This is a genomic window from Catenulispora subtropica (assembly GCF_039531675.1).
GTDB lineage: Bacteria > Actinomycetota > Actinomycetes > Streptomycetales > Catenulisporaceae > Catenulispora > Catenulispora subtropica.
This window is the reverse complement of the sequence record NZ_BAAAQM010000081.1, coordinates 13,987-38,634: the sequence shown is the minus strand read 5'-3', so window position 1 is coordinate 38,634 and position 24,648 is coordinate 13,987. Positions and strand designations below refer to the sequence as shown.

Sequence of the window (24,648 nt, the reverse complement as noted above, 5' to 3'; positions counted from 1 at the left end):
CCACACCGAACCACCAGATCAGAACCTTGATCAGAAACTAGCTAAGCGGCATTGGCCCAAGACCACGGTGCTGCGAATCGAGGCAACGTCGCTGTCGAACTGGAGTGCGCGAGCGGCTGCAATGGCGGCGGCTTCGAGTTCACCCGATCCGTGAAGCGGGCCTGATCGAGGACATCAGAAATGGAGGCCGCAACGTGATGTAGGACATCGGCGTCCCGCTGGTGAGCCTTCTCAAGCTGTAGAGTCATTGAGTGCAGCGTGACTCCAGTGAGCCGTCCTCAGCAGTCCTGTCCGGTGCCCGCCATACGGCTCGCGCAATCCTGCTCCAGGGCGACTTCCTCGTGCTGATCAGGCGGCTCCAGCCAAGCCGCGGACCCGAGCCATACTGGGTCACTGTTGGCGGGGGAATCGAGCCTGGCGACGCAGGGCCTGAAGACACGATGCGCCGAGAGGTGAAGGAAGAAGTCGGTGGGGTCGTCGGCCCTGCACAGCAGGTCCTCGTTCTCGCAGAGCCAAAAGAAGAAGGGGAACGGCTGACATACTTCTTTCTCGCGCTACTGGAGTCTATGGATACCTCCAACCGGGTCGGCGAAGAGTTCTCCATCCCCGGACGTGGTACCTATGATGTCGAAAAGATCCCTTTCACGCGCGATGCCATTACCTCGATCAAGCTTCAGCCGGAGGAGCTTGCCACTTATCTCGCAAGCAACGTCGATGGCCTGCGACTGCTGGCCGCGTCAATGACTGCGTGAAATTAACCCGGATAACCACACTCGCCTGGGGATGCGCCAGGGACCTCAGGCGCCTGACGGAACCTTCAGGATCGCCTGAAAGACGAACATGCATGTGCTCTTGGGTGGTGGACAGCAGCGGAAAGGGGCACGTGACCGGCCTGGCAATGGAACCGGCGTCGAGCCCGGCATCACCGCCCTGCCTGCCAGGCCGCTTCGAGATCACTTTCCAGGCCAACACCCACGCCCTACGCTCCCAAGATTCTAAATACCGGGAAGGGAATCTGTGCATTGACAGCCGTCCTGCTCAGGCGGGGCCTGGCCTATTGACCAGTAACTTGGTGTCGACGCTGGCCGTGCCAGCCACAACGAGGTGAGGAGTGGTAGATGACGCGAGAGCCGGACGCGATCGTTCCGGAGCCTGGCACGTTCGCCTGGAGCGTGCTCCACGACCGACACCCCGCTGTGATTGCCAAGGTGCGGGAGGCGTTCCCATTCGGGCCCCAACAGAACGAAGCCCTGGACGAACTGGCGAGCGAGACCTCCGTCGCCACCATCACCGCCCCGGAGCCAAGCGGCTGCGACCGCGACTGCTGGCCGGAGTGGGTACGGGAGTTCGCCGGCCGCCAGTTGGACCAGACGCCGTTCCTGTTCGCAGAGTCCTACTTTTACCGACGTCTGCTGGACGCGACCGGCTTCTATCGGCCTGGGCCATGGTGGTCTGTGGATCCGTTTGCCCCGATGAAACACGCCGAGCTGACCGATGCCCGCCTGGCCGAAGACCTCGGGTGGTTCGAGACGCTCACCGGCGCCTCCAGCACCGAGATCGGCGCCGTATTGCTGTCGGCCTCGCTTTGGGGAAACCGCGCGGACCTCGGCTTCCAAATGTCCACGCGGGCGGCGTCAGCAGGTAGAGCCGACGACGCCCCGGAAGCCGCTCCCGCCGTACTGGTCGATGACAGTGACCTGATGTGGTCACTGCTGCGTCGCGCCGATTCACCGCAGGTCGTGATGGTCGCTGACAACACCGGCCGCGAGCTCATCCCGGATCTGCTGCTGATCGATCACCTGCTCGAGACCGTAGGCGTGCAGGCCGTGGCGTTGCATGTCAAACCGGCTCCCTACTATGTCTCGGATGCCACTGGCGCCGACGTGATCGCGTGTTTGACCTGGCTGGCCGAACGCCCCGAACAGCTCGGACGCGCTGGGGTGCGGTTGCGGAGAGCGTGCGCCACCGGACGGCTGACAATTCACACGCACGCGTTCTACTGCGCGCCCCTGACCTACCACGACTTGCCCGCAGACCTCGCGGCCAGCTTCGCTGACGCGACAGTCACGATCATGAAGGGTGATCTGAACTATCGTCGGCTCGTCGGCGACCGCCACTGGCCGCCGACAACCGGATTCGAGCAGCTCACCTCCTACTTCCCTGGCCCGGTGACCGCCCTTCGGACTCTGAAATCCGACGTGGCTGTCGGCATCAGCCCACAACTGCTGGAAGTCCTCGATAAAAGCGACACCACGTGGCGCACAGTCGGGACTCACGCCGTCGTTCAGACCCGGCCCTGACGCCGCACACAGCCTTCGGCTCGCTCCTCGACCTCCGGATCGACAAATGTGGTGCGCCGCTCTGGTCGGCGCACCACGGAAGTGCTGCGATGCCGCAGATGGCGGCTATGCCTGTGGTGGATCGGTGGCCCACTGGTGGGCCGTTCCCGCGTGGACGGCGGCGTAGACGCGGTCGCGTAGCACGTTCGCGTCGTGGTCGGTCAACGTCCGCTCCAGGTGGCGCAGCACGATCCGCACCAGGACGTTGTTCTGATCCCTCTGGGCGCCCAACCGGGCCAGCGCTGCCTCGGGCAGCTCGGAGCACGGCGTTTGGGAGAGAATCTGTACCGACTCCACGCATGACGCGTCCTCGCCGAGTGCCTCACGGACCCTGTCGCCGAGGTCTTCGTCCACGGTCTCGGCGTCCACGGCGACCGAGATGTCTCTTCGGATCGCCGGCATCGCCGATACCGGCCGGTACGGCGCCAGATCCAGCATTTGTGCGGCGATCGCCGGATCGGTCGAGCGTAGGGCCCTGATATCGGGGACGCCTTTGATCAGCATGAGCAGCCGGTCAAGGCCGATGCCCATCGCGAGGCCGCTCCAGGTACTGTCCAGGCTGGCGCGGGCCAGGACTTCCGGGTGTGCCAGCCCGCATTCGGCGACCTCCACCCACTCGCCGTCGTGCTCGACGTCGACCTGCTGACCGTGAAGCGTGTAGGGGTGGACGCGCGGCTCACAACGGCTGGCCGCACCGGGAAGGATGGCACCGAGCACCACGGTGATCATCTGGTCCAGGTCGGCGGGAGCCATCGGTGGTGTGCGGCGGGACAGACGCCACAGGTCGAGCTGATGCGGTGTCCCGGTATGCAGCCGGTCGATGGCGTCGCGCCGGTACACGATGCCCGGGCACGCCAACAGCACATCGTCGGGTGCAGCCGGATCACCGGCCAGCGCGCGCAGAGCGGGCGGGATCAGAGCGCTGGAGTGGCTGCGCAGCATGCGGTGGCCGTCGACGTAGCGGGTGTAGCGGGCGTCGCGGGTGACGTCGTCTCCGCTGAAGCGCAGGTTGTCGTAGTTGTCTTCAATGCTGGAGATCCTGGGGCCACGGCACCACCGCACCTGGCAGCCCCAAGCGTCGGCGAGCGCGCTGACGGTGCGGTTCAGGACCAGTTGGATCGCGTGCGGGCCGTCGGCGGGATCGGTCAGGTCGCGGACGGAAAGGTCGCGGGAAAGCTGTTCAGATGAAAGGGCGGCGGGCATGGTGAAGTCCTCACGGTGAGCGGGGGGAAACCGGACGCGAGGTCCCCCTGGCCCGTAGAGCCCGCTCAGTGAGGGCTGCTCAGCTCACGAGACGTGGCGAAGTCCGACCCCTTGAGCGCCCGGTAAGGGCCAGGGGGCCGGTAAATCGGCGAGAGTTCGCAACGACGGCCACAACCTCACGATATCCGACTCACCTGGAGGTGGCGTGGTATTTCCGCAGGCCCAGCGGCGCAGCGGCATCCAGCTCACGCACTGACATCCCCACTTGGGCCGGGCCTCGCCCCGGCAGGGTGCCGCTACAGATGACATGCCAGCTGGATCGTGCTGGACCGGACTGAATTGAGCACTGCGTCGTCGAGCTGGTCCAACAGGGCCCGCTCACACGGCATTGCCAGGCCGCGCGCGCAGCACGGCTTCGGTGTACAGCTCGGTGGTGAAGTCCGCGGGCGCGATGCCGACCTCGGTCATCACAGCATGCACCGCTGCCAGCGCTGCTGGAACGTCGCTAGCGTCGTCGGTGAGCGTCTCCACCTCCAGGAACGTCCCATCGATCTCGGGGACCGTGACGACGGTAGCCAGCATGTCCCGACCCGCACGCTGCATGCGATGGTTCGCACAGTGCTTGCTGAACGACACCAGAGCCCGGTAGCCGAGTGCGAGGAGAATGGCCGCCGTCGCGTCCGGATCGGCCACCAGGGTCTCGTACTCGGGCTTCGATCCGCTTTCGGCGTCCACCGCTGGGGCTTTGAAGGTGAGGATGTGCCTGACCGCCTCTGTGGAGTCCACCGTGCGAATCCGCAGCTCCCGGCCGCTCGCGGTAAATGAGCCGTCCGTGCTGTCGAAGTACTGGTCCTGATAAATGGCGCTGGTACCCGGCGCGATCGCCGCCAGTATCCGAAGGACCGTCTCGGGATCGGTCACCCGTGCTTTCAGCTCAGCCTCGATGGCCACGGTGCGCGCCTCTTCCCTGCGGGCTGCCGCGCAGCCGACTTCGAATCCGTCACCTTGCACCGTGCCCGCACTGGCGCTCGATCATGCCGGTCGTGCGAGTCGCGCCGGTAGGGTCGCTCGGCCGGCGACGAGGACCGGCTGGCCGTGGCGGCAATATCGCGACGCGGCAGGACGCACTGAACATGGCACGCGCGGCTTGCTACGACACGATGCGGCATGTGGCGCAGGCCGGCGCGGCCCGTGACAGGTGGTGATCCGAGGCAAGCTCGGTGCGTGCGAGAGTGGGCAGGTGCAAGCGGGCGAGGAGTGGGTGTACCGACCACAGGCGTGGACGGCCCAAGCGCCGGTCCACCGGGTGCGGATCGAGAAGATCCGCCCTGGAAAAGGCGCCAAGGTGCAGATCCGGGCGCTGGACGGTGATGATGAGGGCATGGCGTCCTGGGTGGCGAAGACCGCCCTGAAGGCGCCGTGGGCCCAGCTGGACGCGTGGGAGGCCGACGACCGGCGATACGCCGCGGCGGTCGCCGCATCCGCCCCCGCGCTGCGCACGGCCGTCTACCACGCGGTCTCGGAGTTCATCGCCGTCATCTGGCAGCGCTCGAACATCGTCTCCCTCGGCCACACCAAAAGCACACTCGGCCTGCTGCTGGTCAACGATCTGCCTGCGGCACGCGAGGAGTTCGGAGCCGACCTGCCCGACCTGTTGTCCGACCCGTTGACGTTCACCGACCGGTTCGGGACCCTCGTCGCGCCCTGGCCTGCCGCCGAACGCTGGGCTGCCCGCGCCTGCCAATCGCACGCCGACGCAGTGGCCCGGTACGCCGCCGCAGAGGAGGCCGCGTTGCGCGAGGGCGTGGTCCGCGGGCGCACGTTCAAAGCCACCCGCGGACCAGGCACCGTCCTGACTGCCGAGGAATGCGCCGACACGTTCGACGACGACATGGCCGTACTGGAGGTGCTGCGCTCCTGGTGCGGTGAGCCTGCTGCGGACAGGTTCGACGAGCTGGCGGCGTTGCGGGCCGAGGTTGCGCGCCTCGGCTCCGTCGCCGAGGACGCGATCGAGGCGGTGCGACGTGCCGGACACGGCCGAACCGCCGACGCGCTGCAGAAGCGCCTTGGGCTGCGCCAAGCGCAGGCCAGGCGCCCCGATCATCCCCGGTACGACGACTCCGGGCCGTAGGCGCTCAGATTGCCGAGATAGGGCTGCAGCTGCGACGGCTGCGGATCAGGGTCCGGCGGCATCGCCAATGGCCGGCACGTCGGGTCCAGACCAGCGGCGTAGTCCCTGGCCCACGCCAGCCACGGCGCGGCGCTCGCAGCACGCTGCGGATCCGAGGCTGCGGCATGCTCGGCGGCGTCGCAGAACGCGGCGATGTCGCCGGCGAGCCGCCACGCCTGAACCTGCGAGCGCAGCACCTCGGCGCGGTGCGCCTGGGCGAACCGCGCGCGGGCGTCGAGCATCGCTGCCTCCCAGCTCGCCCGGCGCTCCGCGGCCGCCTGCTCAGCGATGACCTTGGCCTGCTGCGCGGCAGCAGAGCCGCGCAACATCTCCGCAAGCACCTCCGGGAGTTTGTCCTCCAGCCGCCAACGCTTACGGTCTCCCCACGTGCTGCGGCCGCCTGCCCGATCAGTGCGCCAGACGATCACCAGTGACAGCCGCCCGGTCGGAGCCTGGTCGAAGTCGGTGACGCGCTGCCAGGTGTACTTCGGAGCTCGCGCCGCTGGCGCGGTCTCGAAGTCCTCAACGATGGTGACGTCGTAGCGGCAGTCGACGACAGTGAGCGTCACCACAGCGTTGCTTCCGTCGGCGGCGGCTTCGGCGGTGTGCCCGAGGCGGATCGCAGCGAAGGCGAGCGCGGACAGGATCTGCGCGGCGCGGGGCGCGCAGTTCGGGCACACCCGCATCCGCTGCGGTAACTGCAGCGCGGCCACGGCCGCAGGGTGCAGTTCAGCGCCGGGCTCGGGCAGAGGAACGTCGGGGAGCTCAGGTGTCAGTACGGCGGGGGTACCAGCTGAGGCTTCGGCCTGCAGGCAGATCAGCAGGTTCTTGTCCGCTGTGACCCGCGCGGTCAGGCGGTGACCAGCAGGCGGCAGCTGTAGCCGACGCGCGCACGCGGCGATTTCACGCCACCGGGCAATTTCCGAGGCGCTCGGGCTGACGATGATAATGCGCGGCTCTGTGGCCAAGTGATCGATGAGCTTCGCCGCGTCGGTGCGAAGCGCTTTGGAACGTACCGTGCGGCGGGTCGTCAGCTCTTCTTGAGCTTCTGCGACGTCGCGGTTGGACGGTACAGCAGTGGAGCGGCAGTCGCTCGGGTCTGGTGCGGGCACGGCACAACACTTTGCGGCACGTTGCCACCTGGCGCGACGCCATCCCGTCCCGCCCAGGTGCTTGCTCGTCGTGGTGGGTCCCGGGCGCCGGTGGCTCGGGCAGTTCGAGATGCCGCCTTGAGACAGCTGCCCAGACAGGCCTCGACGATCCTGCCCAAATACCTACTTACCTGTAGTGAGCTGTCTGCATTGAGACAGCACTGGTCATCGCATCGAGACTCTACTCTCCCCGGATGCGATAGTCGTAAAAGAGGTACATCCTGTAGAAGAACGGCTCCGCGCATGCGTCGCAGGAGGTCCAAGTGAATAGGACTGTTCCGCTCATAATAGTCATACAGCCAGATCTCTGGAAGAGGCATCTCCTCTACAGAGAGGTTGACGAATGGTGCGAGAAGAGCCTAGCGGTCTTGGCGTTTGGAACAACCGAAGACCTTGCCTTTGTGCTTAATGGGCCCGAGGGGCATCATGTCGCAGGAATTCTCTATGACGAAGCGGAAGGCGGTGAGGTTCGTAGAATAGTAAACGAAGCCCCAGCTGGACTCAGGCCTCCAATGGCGAAGGTGCCGGGCAATGAAGACTCGTGGCGGCGAACATCTAAGGGCGACCTAAGCCATATAGCCAAGGCTCAGCGTGACCTAGAAAGGGAAGTTGAAAGCATCTTCTTTCAGTGGGTACCGCCAGAAAGTGAAAGCCCGCTCAGATTTTCAGGAACACCAACCAGTCGCGATGCGTTCAAGCTTCGGCGATTCCTTCTCGCCAATGGAGTTCCATATATTTGGGAAACGGGCGATGGGAGTCAGATCTCGATGCATTACGGCGGCGGCACTGTCGTCGATCCAAGCATCGGCCATATTTATCAAGCCCTAGGGCTGTCGACTGATCCGTTGAAGATTGACAAAGAGCGCCTGTATGACCTGGCGATAATAGGCGCAGGACCTGCTGGCCTTGCCGCTGCCATCAGTGCTGCGGCGGCAGGGTTCAGTGTTGTGATGGTTGAAAAAGAGCGACCAGGAGGATCTGCAGCTTCTTCCATAAACTTGATCCGAAACTATATGGGGTTCCCAAATGGAATTTCTGGCACTCGCCTCATGCGTTTCGCAACAGATCAGATAAGCCAGCTTGAGCTTGTCGACTGGTTTCCAACTATCACGGCTACGCACCTGGAGCGCGACGCTCTTCGTCCAGGCAGATTTGTTGTCTTCTGTGCCGACGGAGGAGTGATGACACCCTTCTATGCCGGAATGATTCTTATCGCATGTGGGCAGGAGGCAAAATCTGTCATCGAGGGCAGAGCGCTTTCCGCGAAGGAGGCCTACTTCGTAAGGAGCGGAGATATCCAATATAATCTTGAAAGGTCTGATGCTCTAAGGAATCTGAAGACCCCAATCGTGATCATTGGCGGCGGCAGGACCGCCGGCAGGGCCGCGATCCTGCTTCGTCAGGCAGGTGTCGACTGCAAATTGTTGGCGCGCGGCTTCAGTGAGATGGGAGATCTATATAGCCGCATCCAAAATGATGGGGGTGCTGAAAATTTCGTGAGATGCGCCGAAATCTTATCCTTCGAAGGTGACGATGCGCTTGCCAGTATACGCTATGTTAACAAGTCGGGTGAGTCGTGCAGCCTCGATGCGGCTCAAGCCTTTGTTGCAGTAGGCGGACGGCCCTGTACGGGTTGGCTTAAGAACGAGGGCTCCGATCCGTCCATGCCGTCGATCAGACTTAAGGATGGCTTCATTTTGACCGACAGGCAACTTGGCAGCCGATGGAGTCGCTTGCCGTTCGAAACGAGCGAGCGCGGTATATTCGCTGTGGGCGACGTGCGTGTAAATTCTCAACGGCGCGTAGCGCAGGCCGCGGGGCAGGGTGTTGCCGCAATTGCATCGATGGATGCATACCTTGGTCGAGGGCGTTGGAAGAAGATTCTTCAAGATGAGCGAAGCCTTGCCTGGCAAGATCGACAAATCCCGCGATTGTAATGGGGAATCTTGAGTAGCGTCAGCATCCGGTGTCTCTTGATGTGATGATTGTTGCGCAGTCCGGCCGCCGAGAGAGCTCTGGGTGTGTAGCGAATGATCGCAGGAATATTCGTCCCGCGAAACGTCGCCCATTCGGCCCAGAAACCCATTTTGCAGGCATTGACGGGACTGCCGGCGAGGAGGGATTGCTAGGTGACTAGCCAAGCGCGCGATAGCTTCGACGACCACTGCGGCGACATCGACCGTCTGTTCCAGATCCATGTCGAGATCTACGGCGAAGGGCCCGGCAGGCGCTGGCAGGTCGAGTCGCTGCACAAGTCGGCGGTCGTGCTACTCACGGCATTCTGGGAGGCGTTCTGCGAAGACTTGGCAGCTGAAGCCCTCGCACACCTAGTGGTTAATGCCCGCGAGGCCGCTGACCTACCTACCGATCTGCGGCGGCTGGTCGCCAAGGAACTGAAGAGCGACGATCATGAACTGGCGGTGTGGAGCGTGGCCGACGACGGCTGGCGCGAGTTGTTAACCAGTCGGCTGGCCCGGCTTCAGGCTGAGCGTAACCGCAAGCTCAACACTCCCAAGACCGCACAGATCGATGACTTGTTCGACAAGGCGGTCGGGCTCTCGAAGATTTCCAGTTCATGGAGCTGGAACAGGATGAGCCGGGTGCGGGCCGCGGAGAAACTCGACGGCTTCGTCGAGCTGCGTGGAGAGATCGCACACCGCGGATCGGCGGTGGACAGCGTCACAAAGGATACGGTCAGCGACTTCTACAACCACGTCAAACGTCTGGTCGACGCCACCGAGGGGCACGTACGGCGACGCCTGCGGGAGTCTACCGGCGTGGCACCATGGGAGTAGCCGTCGACAGGGTACGGACGCAGCACCAAAGCTGGTCGGATTTGCTCCGCGCTGGGTGCAGCGGCACTCATTGAGCGGAGTCAGTCCGGAAGGGCTTGAATGCGATCCATCAGGTCCGTGTACCCGTCGCGGCCCAGTTGCCCGATGAGATCGCGTGCGCGTTTGGCGAGGTCGGGGTTGTTGGAAGTCAACGCGGGTTTGAGGATGGCTGGCGCGTGTCGGTTTAGATCGGGGGAGGGCACCGTCTTTCGGCTGGCGGTGTACAAGGTGGTGAAGATTTCAAGCACCTGTTCGGGGTGTTCCTGGGCGGCGTTGGCGAGTGGTGTCCCGAGCATCTCGTGGCCGTGGAAGTCGGGGTTGTCGGCGATGGCCTCAAGGTGGGGCAGCCACCAGGATGGGTCCAGGTGCCCGGAGGCGGCCCACCAGTAGAAGTCGAGGAGTTCTTCGCGGTCAGCGGTGCCTTGGGCGACCTGCTCGGCACGCCAGTCCCAAAGGGCTCGGAGGCGTTCCAGGATTGCGATAAGAACGTCGCCTTGTGTGTTGCGCAGGCGCCAGCCCAAGTTGCCCAGGGCCTCACGTACCAGGGCGCTGTCGCCGTGGGCGAACAGGTTCGCCAGGGTCGTGTCCTGGAGTCCATCATCGAGTTGGCCCGTGACGTAGAGCATGAGGACGTGGTTGGCCAACGCCTGTTTGATCGCGCGGGTGTTGATCTCGGCGTCGACGTCGGGCATGTCGATGCCCAACTGTTCGATGCGCGCCTGGAACCAGGGCTTGAGCGGGTCGAATAGGCCGCGGGAGGGGTGGTAGCCGGCGATGGCTACAGCCCAAGCCGTATCGAACCAATTCTGATGTGCCACAGGCGGTTGTTCATCACCTCCGGGCGGTCCGAGGATGAGTTCCAGGTGGTCGGCAGTCCACTGCGAAGCAGCAGATAGAAGCAGTCCTAGGCCCTCGCCAAACACTACAGCGACGGCGAGGCTGCCATCGGCTTCGGGACCGGCATGCTGATCGAGGGTTTCTAGGATCTGACCCGTGACATCGTCCATGTCTCGGTCGAGATCGGTGCCCTCAGCGGGACTGTCGTTGATCGCATGTCGAGCGAGCGCAGCCAGCAGCCGGATTGCTGCGCGAAGCGCCGCGGGCCGGGTGGCGTTCAGCGACAACGTCATAGCGTCGCTCGGCTGCTGGCCTTGGTCCTCTTCGAAGTCCGGCGCCGGGTCCGTACTGTGAATTAGGCGCTCCAGAACGCTCCAGGCCGCCGGGTACATCGATGCGGGGATGGCCAGGGACGCGTCGGCCTCGATGCCGGCTTGGAGGAAGCGCGCGACCTGAAGCTGGGCGTCGCGCCACGTCTCGCCATCGCCGTCGGCTTCATCGGCCCCGTCAACCAGCTGCGCGGCCACATGTGATGCCACCGCCAGCACGGGCTCCCAGTCAAACCCGTGTCCGTGTCCGATCGCTTGCTGCAAGCTCTTGAAGAAGGTCCGCACGAAGGAGCTGCGCATCCCGATGAAGCGCTCGCCATGGTCGGCATAGGCTGCCGGTTTCGCCGCCACCGCGCGTTCGATAGCGCGGGCCAGACCTTCGTATGACGGCGGGAACCCAGCCCGCCAGTCCGGCACGTCGCCCTGCTGCCACGATGCGGCGAAGGTCAGCAGTTCTTCCGGAGTCATGCTCAGGGCATCGGGGTCAGACAGCGGACTGGTCGGCCCCGTGAAGAAGCCGCCTCGGTTTCGGATCTCGGCAGGTGTGGACGGTGGTTCGCCGTAGACGCTGATGAGCTCATCAAGCCAGCTACTCAGATCGGCTGGCAGCGCGTCGCGGCCGATCCCGGCCAGGAGATCGCGCTGCCAGCGGCCGATGTAGTCGGCGAGTTGCTCGTTGGTCGCGTCCGCGGGCTCACCGCCGAAGCCGCTGAGCATCCTGCCGACCGTTTCGGCAGTCAGGTGTGGCGGATTTGAGAGAAGGTTCCGCCACTGCTCAATCTGGTCATCCCTGAGAAGCGGAAGGGTGCTCTGTGCCAGCAGTAGGTATTCGGGCCGGTAAGCTCCTCGGAGCAGCTCGGGCGTCATCAGGTGTTCGAAGGCGATTTCCACCGGTGTGGCGGCATCCGCTACCCCCGGTGTTCCGTCCTGTTCCATTGCATCGCTACTGACGGTTGTTGTGCGGAGCGTGTGGACGACTACATCCAATGCCAGCCGTCGGAAGATCGGCGCACGGTCACGGTCCATGTTCCGCGGTTGCACTCGCCGAACGACTGCCGCGAGCGGTTGGCCGGCATCCAGGAGGGAACGTGCCAAGTCACGGGCCACGTCAACGAGAGCGTGACCGATCGGCTCGCTGAGCCGCAGTTGGTCGTCGTTCTCGATTGAATGACGCCACATTGACATCAGCGAGCCACCATAGGGTGTCAGCCGCGCCCACTCCTCCAACCAACCGATGACCGTCGACAACGTCTTCAGCTCGACGCCGAGCGCCGACACCGCACCCGGCAGAGTCTGGATGTACCAGTGCGAATCCAATACCGTGCGCGGATCAGCAGCTGGCGCCCCAGACGCTCGCGGGGTGTACAACAGCAGAGCAAGTTCACGAGCCTTCTTCGCTTTGCCGCCCTCGGCCAGCGTGGGGATGAGCGAGGTGAGCTTGATGGGGTCGAGCCAGGCGAGCCACGGCGACTGGAGGTACCGATTGAGCGTCGGCAGGAGGTCGACGATCGCCTCAGCCGGCAACTGGGCGGCGATATCGAGCACGATCTTCTGCACAGACGGGTGATCGCTGGCGAGCGCAGGCCGGAGAGCAACGATGACCTCGGTCGGCGCTTGTGCCGCGACCCTGGCTAGATACTCCCCTTCCGGCCAGCCGCCGCCTCGAAACATGCCCTGACCGTCCACTACCGGTGGCGACTGGAAGGCCTTTCGGGCTGTCAGAGGGGCAACCCAGTGCGGGTTTGCCAGCCCGGAGTAGAAGACGTAGCGATGCTGAGGGTGTCCAAGTCGCTCTACGACGCGGTCCACCACACCGGGGTCGGGAATGGCGAAGCCCCATGGTGGTTTCACACCCTCAGGCGTAGCGTCAACAGATTCGGAGTGATCGCCGCCGGTCTTCGAGTTAGCCTCCGTGAGGATGCTGGCGAGTTCGTCCCGCACCTCGAAGAAGTCACCCAGGCGCGTGGCGACAATCGATTCGAACCTGGCGAACTGCATCCGAAGCTCAGCCTCGGCAGGAATGTCGCCTTCATCCACCCCACCCAGGTGGGCGTAGCCCATGAAGAAGTCGAACACCTTGCCGAACATCTCCGCGGTGGGAGTTTGGCCGGCTGACATGTCCCAGGCAGCAACGAACGCTCGGATCTGTCGTGCGTTGCCTGCGCCCTTGAGATGCTCTGCCACTGCCTCATCCACGGCCTGCCGTACCCGAATCGCATGGTCGTGCCCGTCGGCAGGAACCTCAAGGTCAGGTCGGTTGCTCTCAGATGGCAGGAGCATCACCCATGGATCTCCAACATCGAGCAGCTCCGCCAGCTTCTGCATCGGAGCTTTCAGGTCAGACCGCGCTGGGAGCGCCACATTCTCGGCAAGCCCGAGATGGCGGGGAAGGCTGTTGCTGATCTCGCGGACTGCGTGCGCGATCAGGGACACTACGGCCCGATTGCGCTCCGGCCCCTCCATGAGTCGAACAGCGTGCCGGTACATGTCTGCGAGGCTTTGATGCACTGCGGCGAGCGACGACTCCAGCTCTTCGCGGTCCTGCGGGGTGCCCGACTGATTGCCTTCATCCAGCTCGTCCTGCACCTTGGCCATCCCATCTGCCCCACGGCTACTGCGCCGACTCACCAGTATCTCTGCCAATCGCCGTATGTGCATGAGCTTCACGACAAGCTCCCCGGAGCGCACCGGAGGCGATTCCGGGGAGCTAGGACTTGGGCCGATTTAGATCAGTCCGAGTCTGCGCGCATACACACGCTCGTAGCCCCCGTGAGCAGAGCGGGCGGCGCAGGTCGGGCCGCGGCGCGTTGCCGAGCGGTGGTGTTGCCATAAGCCACTGGAGGCACTTGCCCAGAACTGATCAGAGGCACGATGCGCACAGTGTTCTGGGACTTGGTCTGCAGAAGCGCCAGGCGGCCGAAGCAATCGCCCTCGTGTTCACCCGAGCGGCCCGGACGGCAGACAGCAGGAAGGAGGCATGATGACGGTGAGCAGCACGAGCGATCGACCAGCGGATCGCAGAGCGCTAGGGCAGGGGCGGAATCCGCACAACAAGGCCGGAGCCGCGGATCGGAAATCTACAGGTGCCGCCGGCGAATCAGGGGACGTAGGCATCCGCACGGAACGCAGTCGGAACGCACCCTGGACCACGCCTGGACCATCCAGGCCGACAACCCGTCAAGAGGTTCAACCAATTCGGGGTGGGAAACGCAAAACCCCTGGTCAGTTACCTGCCAGGGGTTCTGCTACGGGTGCGCCGCCAGGGACTTGAACCCCGAACCCGCGGATTAAGAGTCCGCTGCTCTGCCAATTGAGCTAGCGGCGCTTGGTCTTGCCGGTGTCGCGCTGACGGGTGAAACATTAGCAGACCACCGGGGGCGTCTCGAAATCGTTAACCCGGCGTCGGCTTCCGGGCACGTCGTGGCCACCGTTGCCGAGTTATTACCGGGGAATGGCACGCTGGGCGGCGGACGGATGGCATGGTCGTGGGTATGAGTGGTGGATACGGGGCGTGGCCCCCGCAGGAGCCGGAGCCCACGCTGGAGTTGAGACAGCCTTCGCGGTGGGAGAAGCTGCGCGGGCGGTTGCCGTTGTCCCGTGGCGCCGAGGGGCAGGGCGAGGTCCTGCAGCCTGACGAGCGGTTTTATGGCGCGCCCGGCCAGCAACAGTACGTGTCCGGGCAGCAGCAGTACGTGCCCGGGCAGTACGGGCCTGGTGAGTACGGGCCGGGCGAGTACGGCGGTCCCGGGGAGGTCCAGCCTGGTGCTCCCCGCGGGCCGGAGGGCCCGGGCGGACCGGGGGGACCGGGCCGCCCGCGCAAGCAGCGCCGCTTCAGCTGGCCCAAGCGGATCCTGGCCGGCTTCGTGGTGCTGGTGCTGCTCATCGGCGGGTACGGGACGTGGCTCTACTTCCACGCCTCGGGGGAGATCCGGCACGAGCACGTGTTGTCCGACTACCCCGGCCGGCCGCCGGAGGGCAAGGGGACGAACTGGCTGTTGGTCGGCAGTGACGACCGGGAGGGGCTGACGAAGGACCAGCAGGACGCGCTGCACACCGGCGGCGGTTCGGTGACCGGGGGCACGTCCCGCACCGACTCGATGATGCTGCTGCACTCCGGGGACCACGGCACCACGCTGATCAGCCTGCCCCGCGACTCCTACGTCACCATCCCGGCCTGGACCGACAGCAAGGGCAAGCCGCACAAGGAGTCGAAGAACAAGCTCAACGCCGCCTTCGCCTTCGGCGGGGCGCCGCTGCTGGTCAAGACCATTGAGACGAGCACCGGGGTGCGCATCGACCACTTCGCCGAGGTCGGCTTCGGCGGCTTCGTGAAGGTCACCGACTCCGTCGGCGGTGTGGACATGTGCCTGGACAAGCCGATCAAGGACGAGCTGTCCGGCGCCGACCTGAAGGCCGGCTGCCAGACCCTGAACGGCGGCCAGGCCCTGGCCTACGTGCGCATGCGCTACGCCGACCCGCTCGGCGACATCGGCCGGATGCAGCGGCAGCGGCAGTTCCTGGCCGCGCTGGCGCACAAGGTGTCCTCGATGGGCGTCATCCTCAACCCGTTCAAGCTGGTGCCGACCCTGGACAACTCGCTGGCGGCGTTCAAGACCAGCGACGGCACCAGCCTCGGCGACCTGTACGACCTGTTCCAGAACATGAAGTCGGTCAACGGGGGCGGCGGCCACACCATCGTGGTGCCGATCGCGAACCCCGACTACAACGTGCCCAACGTCGGGTCCTCGATCCTGTGGAACCAGACCAAGGCCGCGCAGTTGTGGAACGACCTGAAGAACGACACGGAGGTCACGGGCTTCTCCGCCACGTGAGCCCCGGGGAGCGGATCGGCCCGGTCTCAGAACGTGCCGATCCGCTCCCGCACGTGTTCCACCAGCAGTTCCACCAGCGCCCGCGGCGCGGCCGGCGGCCACACCACCGCCAGCGGCGTCTCCTCGATGTCCGTCACCGGCACCAGCCGCACTCCGCCGCACACCGCCCACTCGGCCATCGCCCGCGGCGCGAACCACACCCCGCGGTTCCGCCGCACCTGCGTGAGGCACTCCTCCAGCGTCGCCACCACCGGGCCCCGCACCGCCGGCCGGCCGTCCGGGCGCGGGTCGACGATCCGGTGGGCCAGCGCCGCCTCGGAGGCGAACGCGTCGACGATCACCACCGGGTCCGCGGCCAGGTCGGCCAGCGTCACCGCCGCCCGCCCGGCCAGCCGGTGGCGCTCGGAGACCAGCACCACCCGCGGATCGGACCGCACCGGCGCCGCCGCCAGCCGCTCGTCCCCGGTCGGCAGCCACATGATCGAGGCGTCGGCGCGGCCCTCCAGCAGCATCCGCATCGCCTCGATCGGCCGCTGCGCCGTCGCCACGTCCACCTCTACCGCCGGGTGCGCGGCCTCCAGCGACTTGGCGATCTCGATGCTCAGCTGCGTGATGGTGAACGCCGCCGACACCAGCCGGATCCGGCCCCGCCGCTCCCCGCCCACCGCGCGCACCGCCAGCGCCAGGTCGTCGAGGCCGGCCAGCAACGGCGCGGCGCCCTCGGCCAGCCGCTCCCCGGCGGCGGTGAGCGCGACGCCGCGCGGCGTGCGCACCAGCAGCGTCACGCCGACCGCGCGCTCCAGGTGCTGCAGATGCTGCGAGACGCCCTGCTGCGTCATGTGCAGCCGGGCCGCCGCCTTGGAGATGCTGGATTCCGCGACCACCGCCAGGTAGGACCGCAGGTGCCGCGGCTCGAGGTCGATCACGGTTCGACGATAGACCGGCTTCGAGGACTGAGGCGGCTCCGGGAAACGGCCGGGCTCTAGAACATCGCCCCGTTCGCCCGCACCGTCTGCCCGGACACCCAGCCGGCTTCCTCCGAGACCAGCCAGCCGACCACCGGTGCGATGTCCGAGGGCAGGCCGAGCCGGTTGCGCGGGCTGTGGTGGGTGGCGGCCTCGACCGACTCCGGGGTCTCGGCGGCGTGGTAGAAGTCGTCGTCGACGGGACCGGGCGCGACGGCGTTGACCGTGATGCCGCGCGCGCCGAGCTCCTTCGCCGCGGCGAGCACCATGCGCTCCACGGCGGCCTTGGAGCCGGAGTACAGGCCGTAGGGGCCGGTCATGATCGAGGTCAGGGTGGTGGACAGGACCACGTAGCGGCCGTTGTCGCCGAGGTGGCGGCAGGAGGCCCGCAGGGTGTTGAACGCGCTGCGGGTGTTCAGGTCGATGAGGTGGTCGAAGTCGGCGTCGGTGAAGTCGGCCAGCGGCTTCTTCAGAACCGCGCCCGGCGTGTGGACGACTATGTCGATCCGGCCGTGGCGGGCGAGCACGCTCTCGAAGAGCGCGTCCACGTCGGCAGACACCCGGGCGTCGGACCGCACCGCCTCGACGGTGCCGCCGTGCTTGCCGAGCGCCGCGACGGTCTGCTGGGCGGCCTCCTCGTCGGTGGCGAACGTGATGACCGTGGTGGCGCCGCGCGCGGCGACGGCGTCGGCGATCGCCGCGCCCTGGTTCCGGCTGCCGCCGACCACGACGGCCACCTTGCCTTCGAGGTCGCGCTGGGGGAGGACGGGCATGGTGGTTCCCTTCGTCGGGCGATGTCAGTGCCGTGGCATCAGCACCGGATCAAGCATGCCGACGGGGGCCCCACCTGGGAAACAACAGATTCCTGCACCGGAGACAACGACCCGTTGTGGCTCCGGGGCGGGTTCCGGATCAGTCCGCCGCCTCGGCGGCCCGGCTCGCGGCGGCCTCGTCGGGGCTCTGGGTCGCCTGGGCCGGAACGGCCGCCGCCGGGCTCGCCGCAGGGCCCGCCGCAGCAGGCCCGGCCCGCCCGGCCCGCTCGGCCGGCGCCGGCACGTCGTCCAGCCCCCGGATCCGGCGCACCGACACCGCCAGCACCACCGCGTAGACCCCGGCGCACGCCAGGTACGGCAGCCGTCCGCCGACGTTCGCGAGCGCCCCGCCGATGATCGTCCCGACCGTCCCGGCGGCGAACATCACCGACTGGTACCCGCCGGTCATCCGCCCGAGCAGCTCGCGGGGGACCAGCCGCATCCGCGCCGTGGTCAGCGCGACCCCGATGATCAGCGTCGCGCCGCCGTCCAGGGCCAGCCCCACGGAGATCTGCGGCCCGCTGTGCGCCGTGCCCAGCAGCAGCTCGCCGGCCGCGCCCAGGACCAGGCTCACCAGCACCGCCGACGACGTCCGCAACTTGGTGATCCGCCCGATCGACAGCAGAGCGCCGACCGCCGCGACGTTGCCCGCCGCCAGCGCCCAGCCGAACCCGGTCTCGCCCAGCCCCACGGTCTGCGTGCCGAGCACCACGATCGCCGCGACCGACCCGGCCTGGGCCAGCGTCATCGTCCCGAGGACCGCCGCCATCAGCCGCATCGGCCCGGCCTGGAACGAGATCCGGACGCCGTCCTTCACCTCGGTGAGGAAGTGCCGGTCGGCGCGCGCCGGCCGCGCGCGCTGGTCCGGCGTGCGCAGCATCGCGAGCACCCCGGCGGCGGCGACGAACGAGCACGCGTCGACGATCAGCGGCAGCTGCCGCCCGGTGGCGAACAGCAGACCGCCGACGCCGGGCCCGATCACGAAGGCGATGAGCGCGTTGGTGGCGCGCAGCCAGGTGTTGGCCCGTCCGAAGTGCCGCGGCTCCACGATGTCCGCGACCAGAGCGCCGGTGGTGCAGGTGAACAGGGTGCCGAGCGCGTCGGCCGCGAACGCCACCGCGATCAGCCCGGCCAGCCCCAGATGCCGTCCGGCGACCAGCGTCGCGGCCACCCCGAACAGCAGCGCCTGGGCCAGGTTGGCGGCCACCGCGGTGCGGCGCGCGTTCCACCGGTCGGCCAGCGCCCCCAGGGGCAGCGCCAGCAGCATCGGCGCCAGCCGCTGCGTCACGACCACCGACGCGATGCCCAGCGGCGATCCGGTCAGCGACGCCGCCAGCAGCGGGAAGCCGACGACGATGACGCCGTCGCCGAGCCACGAGACCGCCCCGGCCGCGAAGAACCACCAGAACGAGCGCGGGAAGGGATCCCGGACGGCGTCGGCCATGCTCCTCATCCCGGCTAGGGCGCCCGCTGCGGTGGCGGCCACGGTGGCAATACCCTGAATTTGGTAACAGTCGGTGACGGCGTCCGCCACGGTACGTCAATGTACTATCAACGCAGGTTCTTGGGAACTCTGCGCCGCCCACCAGCGAACACCTGATCGGGTGAATGTCCTTGACAGGCGGACGTCCTCACGCGGAGGGGGTCCGGGACTCACCCCGTGATCATCCGCACCGCGCCGCCGAACGCCCACGGCAGCGCCTGCGCCGCCGGCACGATCCGCCCGCCGGCCAGCGGATTGCGGCGCGCCGCCAGCAACGCGGCGGTCAACGTGTTCGATCGGCGCGACACCCGCCGCCACGCCCGCTCGTAGTCCGCGGGCCGGTCGGCCGCCAGGCACGCCGCCAGCACCCGCGCCTGGGCCAGACCCACGCTGATGCCCTCTCCGGTGAGCGCGTCGACGTACCCCGACGCGTCGCCCACCAACAGCACCCGCCCCCGCCCGGCCACCCGCCGCCGCACCGCCTGCCGCAAGGGACCCGCCCCGCGCACCGGCCCGGCCCCGGGCGCGCCCGCCAGCCGCTCCCGCAGCTCCGGGAACGCGGCCAGCCGATCGTCGAACCCGCCGCCCGCCGGTCCGAGGATCGCCACGCCGACCAGCTTCTCGTCCACCGGCGTGACGTAGGCCTCGGAGTCGCGCCCCCAGTGCACCTCGACGAAGTCCGTCCACGGAGCGACCCGGAAATGCCGCCGCAACCCGTACCGCGGAACGCGCGGCGCCGCCGGATCCAGACCGCACGCCCGCCGCACCGTCGAGTGCAGCCCGTCGGCGGCCACCAGATACCGCGCCTTGAAGCCCAGCGCCTCGACATGGTCCGGGTACTGACAGAACTCCGTCACCCGCTCCGTCAGCACCTCCACCCCGGCCGCCTCGGCCCGGTCCGCCAACGCCTCGTGCAGCACCGTCCGCCGCACCCCGCGCCCCGGGCCGTCCCGGAACTCCGCCTCCACCCGGTGCCGCTCGTCCCGATACCGGATCCCGCGCGGCGCCCGCCCCGGCGGATCCACGCCGAGCGCCCGCAGCGCCGCCAGCGCCGGCGGCATCAGGCCCTCGCCGCACGCCTTGTCCACCGGCCCCGGCCGCGGCTCGGCCACCACCACCGCCAGCCCCGCGGACGCCGCGTGCACCGCCGCCGCGAGCCCGATCGGCCCGCCGCCGACCACCAGGACGTCCAGCACGGCCCCGCCCTTCAGCCCGACACCGCGCGCGCCGGCGCCAGCGCCCGGACCTCGCAGCGCAGCCGCACCGTCAGCAGCGCGGCGTTCAGGACGGTGAACACCGCCGCCGTGATCCACGCCGACCCCGCCAGCGGCAGCGCGAAGCCCTCGACCACCACCGCCACGTAGTTCGGGTGCCGGAACCAGCGGTACGGCCCCGCGTCGACCAGCGCCAGCCCGGGCACCACGATCACCCGCGTGTTCCACCGCGGCCCCAGGGTCCTGATGCACCACCAGCGCAGCCCCTGCGAGGCCACCGCCAGCACCAGCATCGGCACGCCCAGCGCCGGCACGAACGACCGGTGCGCCAGCGGCGGCTCGACCAGGCACCCGGCCAGCAGCCCGGTGTGCAGCACCACCATCGGCGGATAGTGCCCGCGCCCGGTCTCCACGCCCCCGCGCGCGAAGCTCCACGCGGCGTTCCGGTTCGTCACCGCCAGCTCCGCCAGCCGCTCGAAACAGGTCGCGATCACCAGCGCGTAGTAAAAGATCATCAGGGACGCTCCAACAGCAGAAGCTCGATGCTCACCCCGGGCCCCAGACCCACCATCACCCACGGACCCGGCGGTCCCGCCGGGCCGGCGAGGGCCTTGCCCAGCACGTGCAGCACCGACGCCGACGACAGGTTGCCGACCTCGGCCAGCGAGGCGCGCGCCGTGGCCACCCGGTCCTCGGCCAGGCCGAGCACGTCCCGGACGGCGTCGATCACCTTCGGGCCGCCCGGGTGCACGACCCAGGTGCCGATGTCAGACGTCTGCAGGCCCCGCCCGGCGAGGAAGCGCTGGACCACGGCGCCGAGCTCGCGCTCCAGCACGTCGGCCAGCTCGGCGCTCAGGACGATCCGGAAGCCGTTCGTGCCCAGGTGCCAGCCGAGGGCGTCCTGGGTCCCCGGGCACAGCTCGCTGTGGGTGGCGACGATCCGCAGCGCGCCCCCGCGGCACTCCGCGCCCCGCACCACGACCGCTCCCGCGCCGTCCCCGAACAGGGCCGAGCCGACGAGGTCGGCCGGCGACGGGTCCTCCACCGGCACGCTCAACGAGCACAGCTCCACGGCGAGCAGCACCGCCGTGTGATCCGGGTACGCCCGCAGGTAGTCGTGGATCCGGGCCAGGCCCGCGGCCCCGGCCACGCACCCCAGCCCGAACATCGGCACCCGCTTCACGTCCGACCGCAGCCCGAGCAGCGGCACGAGCCGCGCGTCCAGCGACGGCACCGCGACCCCGGTCACCGAGGTCGCGACGAACAGGTCCACGTCCTCCGGCCGGACCTCCGCCTGCTGCAGCGCGTCGCGGACGGCCTCGGCCCCCAGCGCCGTCGCATGCTCGATGTAGAGGTCGTTGGCCGGGCCCAGACCGTCCAGCCGTTTGTAGTCCTCCAGCGGAAGCGCCGTGTACCGGGTCCGCACCCCGGCGTTCGCGTAGAGCCGGTCCAGCAGCCCGCGCCGCGTCGCCGCCATCGCGCACAGGGCGGCGTGCGCCTCGGCCAGATCCTCCTGGCGGTGCCGATGGGGAGGGAGGGTGGAGCAGACGGCCGCAATGCGGGACATGCCCGTCTCCCTCGTCGGGTCGCGAGTGTGGGTGCCGCGTCAGCTAGTCGGTACCCGAGTGGGCGCGGATGATGCGCGTGTTCACCCATTCAGGACAGAGGGACTCCCCCGAACACGAAGACGGTGACGTCGATGCCGGCGATGGCCAGAGCCGCGTAGAACGGCTTGCGGCCGAAGGAGCCCATGCCCCACCACCCCACCGCCGCGGACGCCGCGAACGCCAGCCACAGCCACGGCGTCCCGGCCAGCGCCAGGAAGCCCGACGCTCCGACCAGCAGGGTCAGCGCCGCCGAGCGCACCGTCCGGACGCTGAACCGCTCGGCCAGCACGTTCGGCAGCCCCCTGACCCCGGCGATCCGGTCCGCCTCCAGATCCGGGAGGGCGTTCGCCAGGTGGCCCCCGACGCCGAGCAGCGCGGCGGCGGCGAGGACCGACGGCCGGGCCGCCGCCACCGACGGGGCGGTGCTCGTGGCGAACTCCGGGATCAGGCCGAAGCCGACGGCGTAGGCGAGGCCGGACAGGGGAGTGCCCTTGATCCCGGCGTTGTAGAACCAGCCCGCCAGCATCTGCATGGCGTCGACGGTCCCGACGGCCGCGTTGATCGAGTAGGCCAGGACGAGGGACAGCGTCACCGACACCAGGGCGGCGGCCAGCACCGCCTGCCGGGGGATCGCGCCGGACGCCAGCGGTTTGTCCAGGCGCCCGGCCAGCCGGTCCCGGTCGGCGTCGAAATAGTCGTTCGACCAGCCGATCGACAGCTCGCCCAGCAGCACCGCCGGGATCGCGGCGCCCGGCCCCAGGCCGTGCGGCGCGGTCTGCACGATCAGCGCCGCGAACATCGCCGTGACCGCCAGCGACGGCAGCGGATGGCAAGTGCGGAACAGTGCTTTGAGCTTCGGCATCGATTTCTCCTCGGCAGGGGTATGCAAGGACCATGCGACTTGCGCTGCGTGGCGGCAACCCCCTGGAGCGTGCGGCCCTGCGCGCGAACCTGGTCCCGGCGCCGGCGGCCGAGGCCTGGGGCGGGCTCGCGGTCTCCGGAGTGCTGGTGGCGGCGGTGCGCACCGGCATCGTCGCACGCCTGGCCTCCGCCCCGGGCTCCGCCGCGCAGATCGCCGCCGATCTGGGCCTGGCCCCGACCCCGACCCGACTGCTGCTCGAGTGCCTGGTCTCCACCGGACACGTGAAGCAGGCCCATGACGGTTCACTGCGCCTGGCCCGCCGCAACCGCCGCTGGCTCGACCCGGACTCCGAGGTCGGCGTGGCCCGCTTCGTCAACGCCTGCGGCGACTACTTCGACTGGTGGCGCGACCTGGACCGGCTGGTCGTCGCCGGCGCCCCGGTCGAACACCACGACCGTCCGCCGGACGACCCGTACTGGCGCCGCTACATCCTCGGCCAGCTGGACCTGGCCCGTCTCACCGCCCCGGAGGTGGCCCGCCGCCTGACGCTCCGGCCCGGCGCCGGCCACGTCCTGGACGTCGGCGGCGGGCACGGCTGGTACGCCGCCACCCTCTGCCGCGCCCGCCCCGGCCTCACCGCCACCGTCCTGGACCTGCCCGGCAGCGCCCGCATCGGCCGCGAGGTGATCGCCGCGGCGGGCCTGTCCCACCTGGTGAGCTTCACCGAGGGCGACGCCCGGCAGCGCGACTTCCCGGCCGGCCAGGACGTGGTCCTGTGTTTCAACCTGCTGCACCATCTGACCGAGACCGAGATCCCGACGCTGCTGCGCCGTGCGCACGCCGCCCTCGAACCCGGCGGCACCCTCGCCATCCTCGACGCCTTCGCCGAACCCCGCCAGACCCGCACCGACCCGGCGGCCACCCACCTGGCTCTCTTCGTCCGGCTCACGTCCGGCTCCACCCTCTACACGCCCGACCAGCTGGCGACGTGGCTGCACACCGCGGGCTTCACCCCGCCCCGTCGCATCCGCTCCGCCCGCATCCCGGGCTTGGCGCTCTACCAGGCCGGGAAGCGTTGGTGAGCGTGTTACCGTGCGTTCAGTCGGCAGCGAGCCGGCCGAGCGCACGAGGGGACAGGGACACCCGATGCTGGCAGCACAACGGCAGGCGCGGATCCTCGAAGAGGTCCAACGCACCGGCGGCGTCCGGGTCAACGACCTGACGCGCCTGCTCGGCGTCTCCGACATGACCGTCCGGCGGGACCTCGACGTCCTGGACTCCCGCGGCCTGCTCACCAAGGTGCACGGCGGCGCCACCGTGCGCCGGTCGGGCTCGACGGACGAACCCGCGTTCACCGTCAAGGCCGAGATGGAGCAGCCGGCGAAGGACGCCATCGCCCGCACGGCGGCCGCGCTGGTGCGTCCCGGGACCGCCATCGGGATCAGCGGCGGCAGTACGACGTACACGCTCGCCCGGCACCTGGTCGGCGTCCCGGATCTGACCGTGGTGACGAACTCCCTGCGGGTGGCGGACGTGTTGCACGCGCACGAGGCCGGCCACCCGGGTGGGAACCAGACGGTGATCCTCACGGGCGGGATGCGCACGCCGTCGGAGGCGCTGGTCGGGCCGATAGCGGTGCAGGCGATTCGGACGCTGCATCTGGACCAGGTGTTCCTCGGTGTGTACGGCATGGACGCCCAGGCCGGATACACGAGCCCGAACCTGATGGAGTCCGAGACGAACCGGGCGCTGGTCGCCGCCGCGCGGAACCTGGTGGTGGTGGCGGACCACACGAAGTGGGGTGTGGTCGGGCTGTCGGCTTTCGCAGGATTGAGCGACGCCGCGGTGCTGGTCACCGATGACGGCCTGGGGGACGAGGCGCGTGAGGTGCTGGCGGACGAAGTCGGGGAGCTGGTGGTGGCGGAGCGGGAGGGGTGAGGAGTGAAAGGTCTAGTCCCCTTAAACGCTAAAGCTGAGCTCGATCACCACTCGTCCTGCGGCGTCACCATC

General features: G+C 68.2%; 18 protein-coding genes, 1 tRNA gene and 1 pseudogene. 8 read left to right on the top strand and 12 right to left on the bottom strand.

Features of this window, described 5'->3' with window-relative positions; translation table 11 throughout:
- The first annotated feature begins 251 nt into the window (after positions 1-251).
- Positions 252-752, top strand: a complete 501-nt coding sequence (locus tag ABD466_RS41155) for an NUDIX domain-containing protein (RefSeq protein WP_344662740.1) — start codon at positions 252-254, stop codon at positions 750-752.
- Between the two features lie 366 nt (positions 753-1,118).
- Positions 1,119-2,300 carry a damage-control phosphatase ARMT1 family protein gene (locus tag ABD466_RS41150; protein WP_344662739.1) on the top strand — a complete coding sequence of 394 codons (1,182 nt, stop codon included), beginning with the start codon at positions 1,119-1,121 and terminating at the stop codon, positions 2,298-2,300.
- 105 nt (positions 2,301-2,405) lie between these two features.
- On the opposite strand, the gene srmL is transcribed toward ABD466_RS41150, so the two are convergent.
- The gene (gene srmL, locus ABD466_RS41145) at positions 2,406-3,542 is read right to left on the bottom strand and encodes a PheS-related mystery ligase SrmL (RefSeq protein WP_344662738.1); all 1,137 of its coding nucleotides are present in this window, start codon (positions 3,540-3,542) and stop codon (positions 2,406-2,408) included.
- Between the two features lie 378 nt (positions 3,543-3,920).
- Entirely contained in the window at positions 3,921-4,493 is a 573-nt protein-coding gene (gene cyaB / locus ABD466_RS41140) for a class IV adenylate cyclase (RefSeq protein ID WP_344662737.1), read from the bottom strand.
- Between the two features lie 289 nt (positions 4,494-4,782).
- On the opposite strand from cyaB, the gene ABD466_RS41135 reads away from it, so the two are divergent.
- Entirely contained in the window at positions 4,783-5,673 is an 891-nt protein-coding gene (locus tag ABD466_RS41135; protein WP_344662736.1) for a hypothetical protein, read from the top strand.
- Here the strand turns inward: ABD466_RS41135 and ABD466_RS41130 are convergent.
- The gene (locus ABD466_RS41130) at positions 5,643-6,824 is read right to left on the bottom strand and encodes a hypothetical protein (protein ID WP_344662735.1); all 1,182 of its coding nucleotides are present in this window, start codon (positions 6,822-6,824) and stop codon (positions 5,643-5,645) included. The two genes, ABD466_RS41135 and ABD466_RS41130, sit on opposite strands and share 31 nt — an antisense overlap.
- Positions 6,825-7,126: 302 nt before the next feature.
- On the opposite strand from ABD466_RS41130, the gene ABD466_RS41125 reads away from it, so the two are divergent.
- Both ABD466_RS41125 and ABD466_RS41120 read left to right on the top strand, forming a co-directional pair.
- Positions 7,127-8,800, top strand: a complete 1,674-nt coding sequence (locus tag ABD466_RS41125; RefSeq protein ID WP_344662734.1) for an NAD(P)/FAD-dependent oxidoreductase — start codon at positions 7,127-7,129, stop codon at positions 8,798-8,800.
- Between the two features lie 192 nt (positions 8,801-8,992).
- Entirely contained in the window at positions 8,993-9,658 is a 666-nt protein-coding gene (locus ABD466_RS41120; protein ID WP_344662733.1) for a HEPN domain-containing protein, read from the top strand.
- 80 nt (positions 9,659-9,738) lie between these two features.
- Here the strand turns inward: ABD466_RS41120 and ABD466_RS41115 are convergent, their stop codons facing one another.
- Entirely contained in the window at positions 9,739-13,458 is a 3,720-nt protein-coding gene (locus tag ABD466_RS41115; protein WP_344662732.1) for a hypothetical protein, read from the bottom strand.
- 657 nt (positions 13,459-14,115) lie between these two features.
- Positions 14,116-14,188 (bottom strand) — tRNA-Lys (locus tag ABD466_RS41110).
- Between the two features lie 166 nt (positions 14,189-14,354).
- Between ABD466_RS41110 and ABD466_RS41105 the strand changes: the two genes are divergently transcribed.
- A complete protein-coding gene (locus tag ABD466_RS41105; protein ID WP_344662731.1) occupies positions 14,355-15,695 on the top strand; it encodes an LCP family protein in 1,341 nt (446 codons plus the stop codon).
- 26 nt (positions 15,696-15,721) lie between these two features.
- Here the strand turns inward: ABD466_RS41105 and ABD466_RS41100 are convergent, their stop codons facing one another.
- The 7 genes and pseudogenes from ABD466_RS41100 to ABD466_RS41070 all read right to left on the bottom strand — a co-directional run bounded on the left by ABD466_RS41100 (position 15,722) and on the right by ABD466_RS41070 (position 22,638).
- On the bottom strand, positions 15,722-16,621 hold the full coding sequence (locus tag ABD466_RS41100; protein WP_344662730.1) for a LysR family transcriptional regulator: 900 nt from the start codon (positions 16,619-16,621) through the stop codon (positions 15,722-15,724).
- Positions 16,622-16,677: 56 nt separating this feature from the next.
- Positions 16,678-17,433, bottom strand: coding sequence for an SDR family oxidoreductase (locus tag ABD466_RS41095; protein WP_344662729.1), 756 nt, complete (start codon positions 17,431-17,433; stop codon positions 16,678-16,680).
- Between the two features lie 139 nt (positions 17,434-17,572).
- Positions 17,573-18,916, bottom strand: a complete 1,344-nt coding sequence (locus ABD466_RS41090) for an MFS transporter (RefSeq protein WP_344662728.1) — start codon at positions 18,914-18,916, stop codon at positions 17,573-17,575.
- 209 nt (positions 18,917-19,125) lie between these two features.
- A complete protein-coding gene (locus tag ABD466_RS41085; RefSeq protein WP_344662727.1) occupies positions 19,126-20,151 on the bottom strand; it encodes an NAD(P)/FAD-dependent oxidoreductase in 1,026 nt (341 codons plus the stop codon).
- A gap of 11 nt (positions 20,152-20,162) precedes the next feature.
- Complete coding sequence (locus ABD466_RS41080) at positions 20,163-20,684, bottom strand: isoprenylcysteine carboxyl methyltransferase family protein (RefSeq protein WP_344662726.1); 522 nt, start codon at positions 20,682-20,684, stop codon at positions 20,163-20,165.
- Positions 20,684-21,763, bottom strand: a pseudogene (locus ABD466_RS41075) (type III polyketide synthase); the annotation flags it as partial. The pseudogene ABD466_RS41075 and the gene ABD466_RS41080, both read right to left, overlap by 1 nt.
- Positions 21,764-21,825: 62 nt before the next feature.
- Positions 21,826-22,638, bottom strand: a complete 813-nt coding sequence (locus ABD466_RS41070; protein WP_344662725.1) for a UbiA family prenyltransferase — start codon at positions 22,636-22,638, stop codon at positions 21,826-21,828.
- A gap of 32 nt (positions 22,639-22,670) precedes the next feature.
- Here ABD466_RS41070 and ABD466_RS41065 point away from each other — a divergent pair, with 32 nt between their 5' ends.
- Complete coding sequence (locus ABD466_RS41065; protein WP_344662724.1) at positions 22,671-23,720, top strand: class I SAM-dependent methyltransferase; 1,050 nt, start codon at positions 22,671-22,673, stop codon at positions 23,718-23,720.
- A gap of 64 nt (positions 23,721-23,784) precedes the next feature.
- Positions 23,785-24,576, top strand: a complete 792-nt coding sequence (locus tag ABD466_RS41060) for a DeoR/GlpR family DNA-binding transcription regulator (protein WP_344662723.1) — start codon at positions 23,785-23,787, stop codon at positions 24,574-24,576.
- Positions 24,577-24,648: the final 72 nt, after the last annotated feature.

Excerpts from the sequence above, each read along its gene's own strand:
- ABD466_RS41150 (WP_344662739.1), top strand. The coding sequence starts at position 1,119 with ATGACGCGAGAGCCGGACGCGATCGTTCCGGAGCCTGGCACGTTCGCC.
- srmL (WP_344662738.1), bottom strand. The coding sequence starts at position 3,542 with ATGCCCGCCGCCCTTTCATCTGAACAGCTTTCCCGCGACCTTTCCGTC.
- ABD466_RS41115 (WP_344662732.1), bottom strand. The coding sequence starts at position 13,458 with ATGGCCAAGGTGCAGGACGAGCTGGATGAAGGCAATCAGTCGGGCACC.
- ABD466_RS41105 (WP_344662731.1), top strand. The coding sequence starts at position 14,355 with ATGAGTGGTGGATACGGGGCGTGGCCCCCGCAGGAGCCGGAGCCCACG.
- ABD466_RS41095 (WP_344662729.1), bottom strand. The coding sequence starts at position 17,433 with ATGCCCGTCCTCCCCCAGCGCGACCTCGAAGGCAAGGTGGCCGTCGTG.
- ABD466_RS41090 (WP_344662728.1), bottom strand. The coding sequence starts at position 18,916 with ATGGCCGACGCCGTCCGGGATCCCTTCCCGCGCTCGTTCTGGTGGTTC.
- ABD466_RS41080 (WP_344662726.1), bottom strand. The coding sequence starts at position 20,684 with ATGATCTTTTACTACGCGCTGGTGATCGCGACCTGTTTCGAGCGGCTG.
- ABD466_RS41070 (WP_344662725.1), bottom strand. The coding sequence starts at position 22,638 with ATGCCGAAGCTCAAAGCACTGTTCCGCACTTGCCATCCGCTGCCGTCG.
- ABD466_RS41065 (WP_344662724.1), top strand. The coding sequence starts at position 22,671 with ATGCGACTTGCGCTGCGTGGCGGCAACCCCCTGGAGCGTGCGGCCCTG.
- ABD466_RS41060 (WP_344662723.1), top strand. The coding sequence starts at position 23,785 with ATGCTGGCAGCACAACGGCAGGCGCGGATCCTCGAAGAGGTCCAACGC.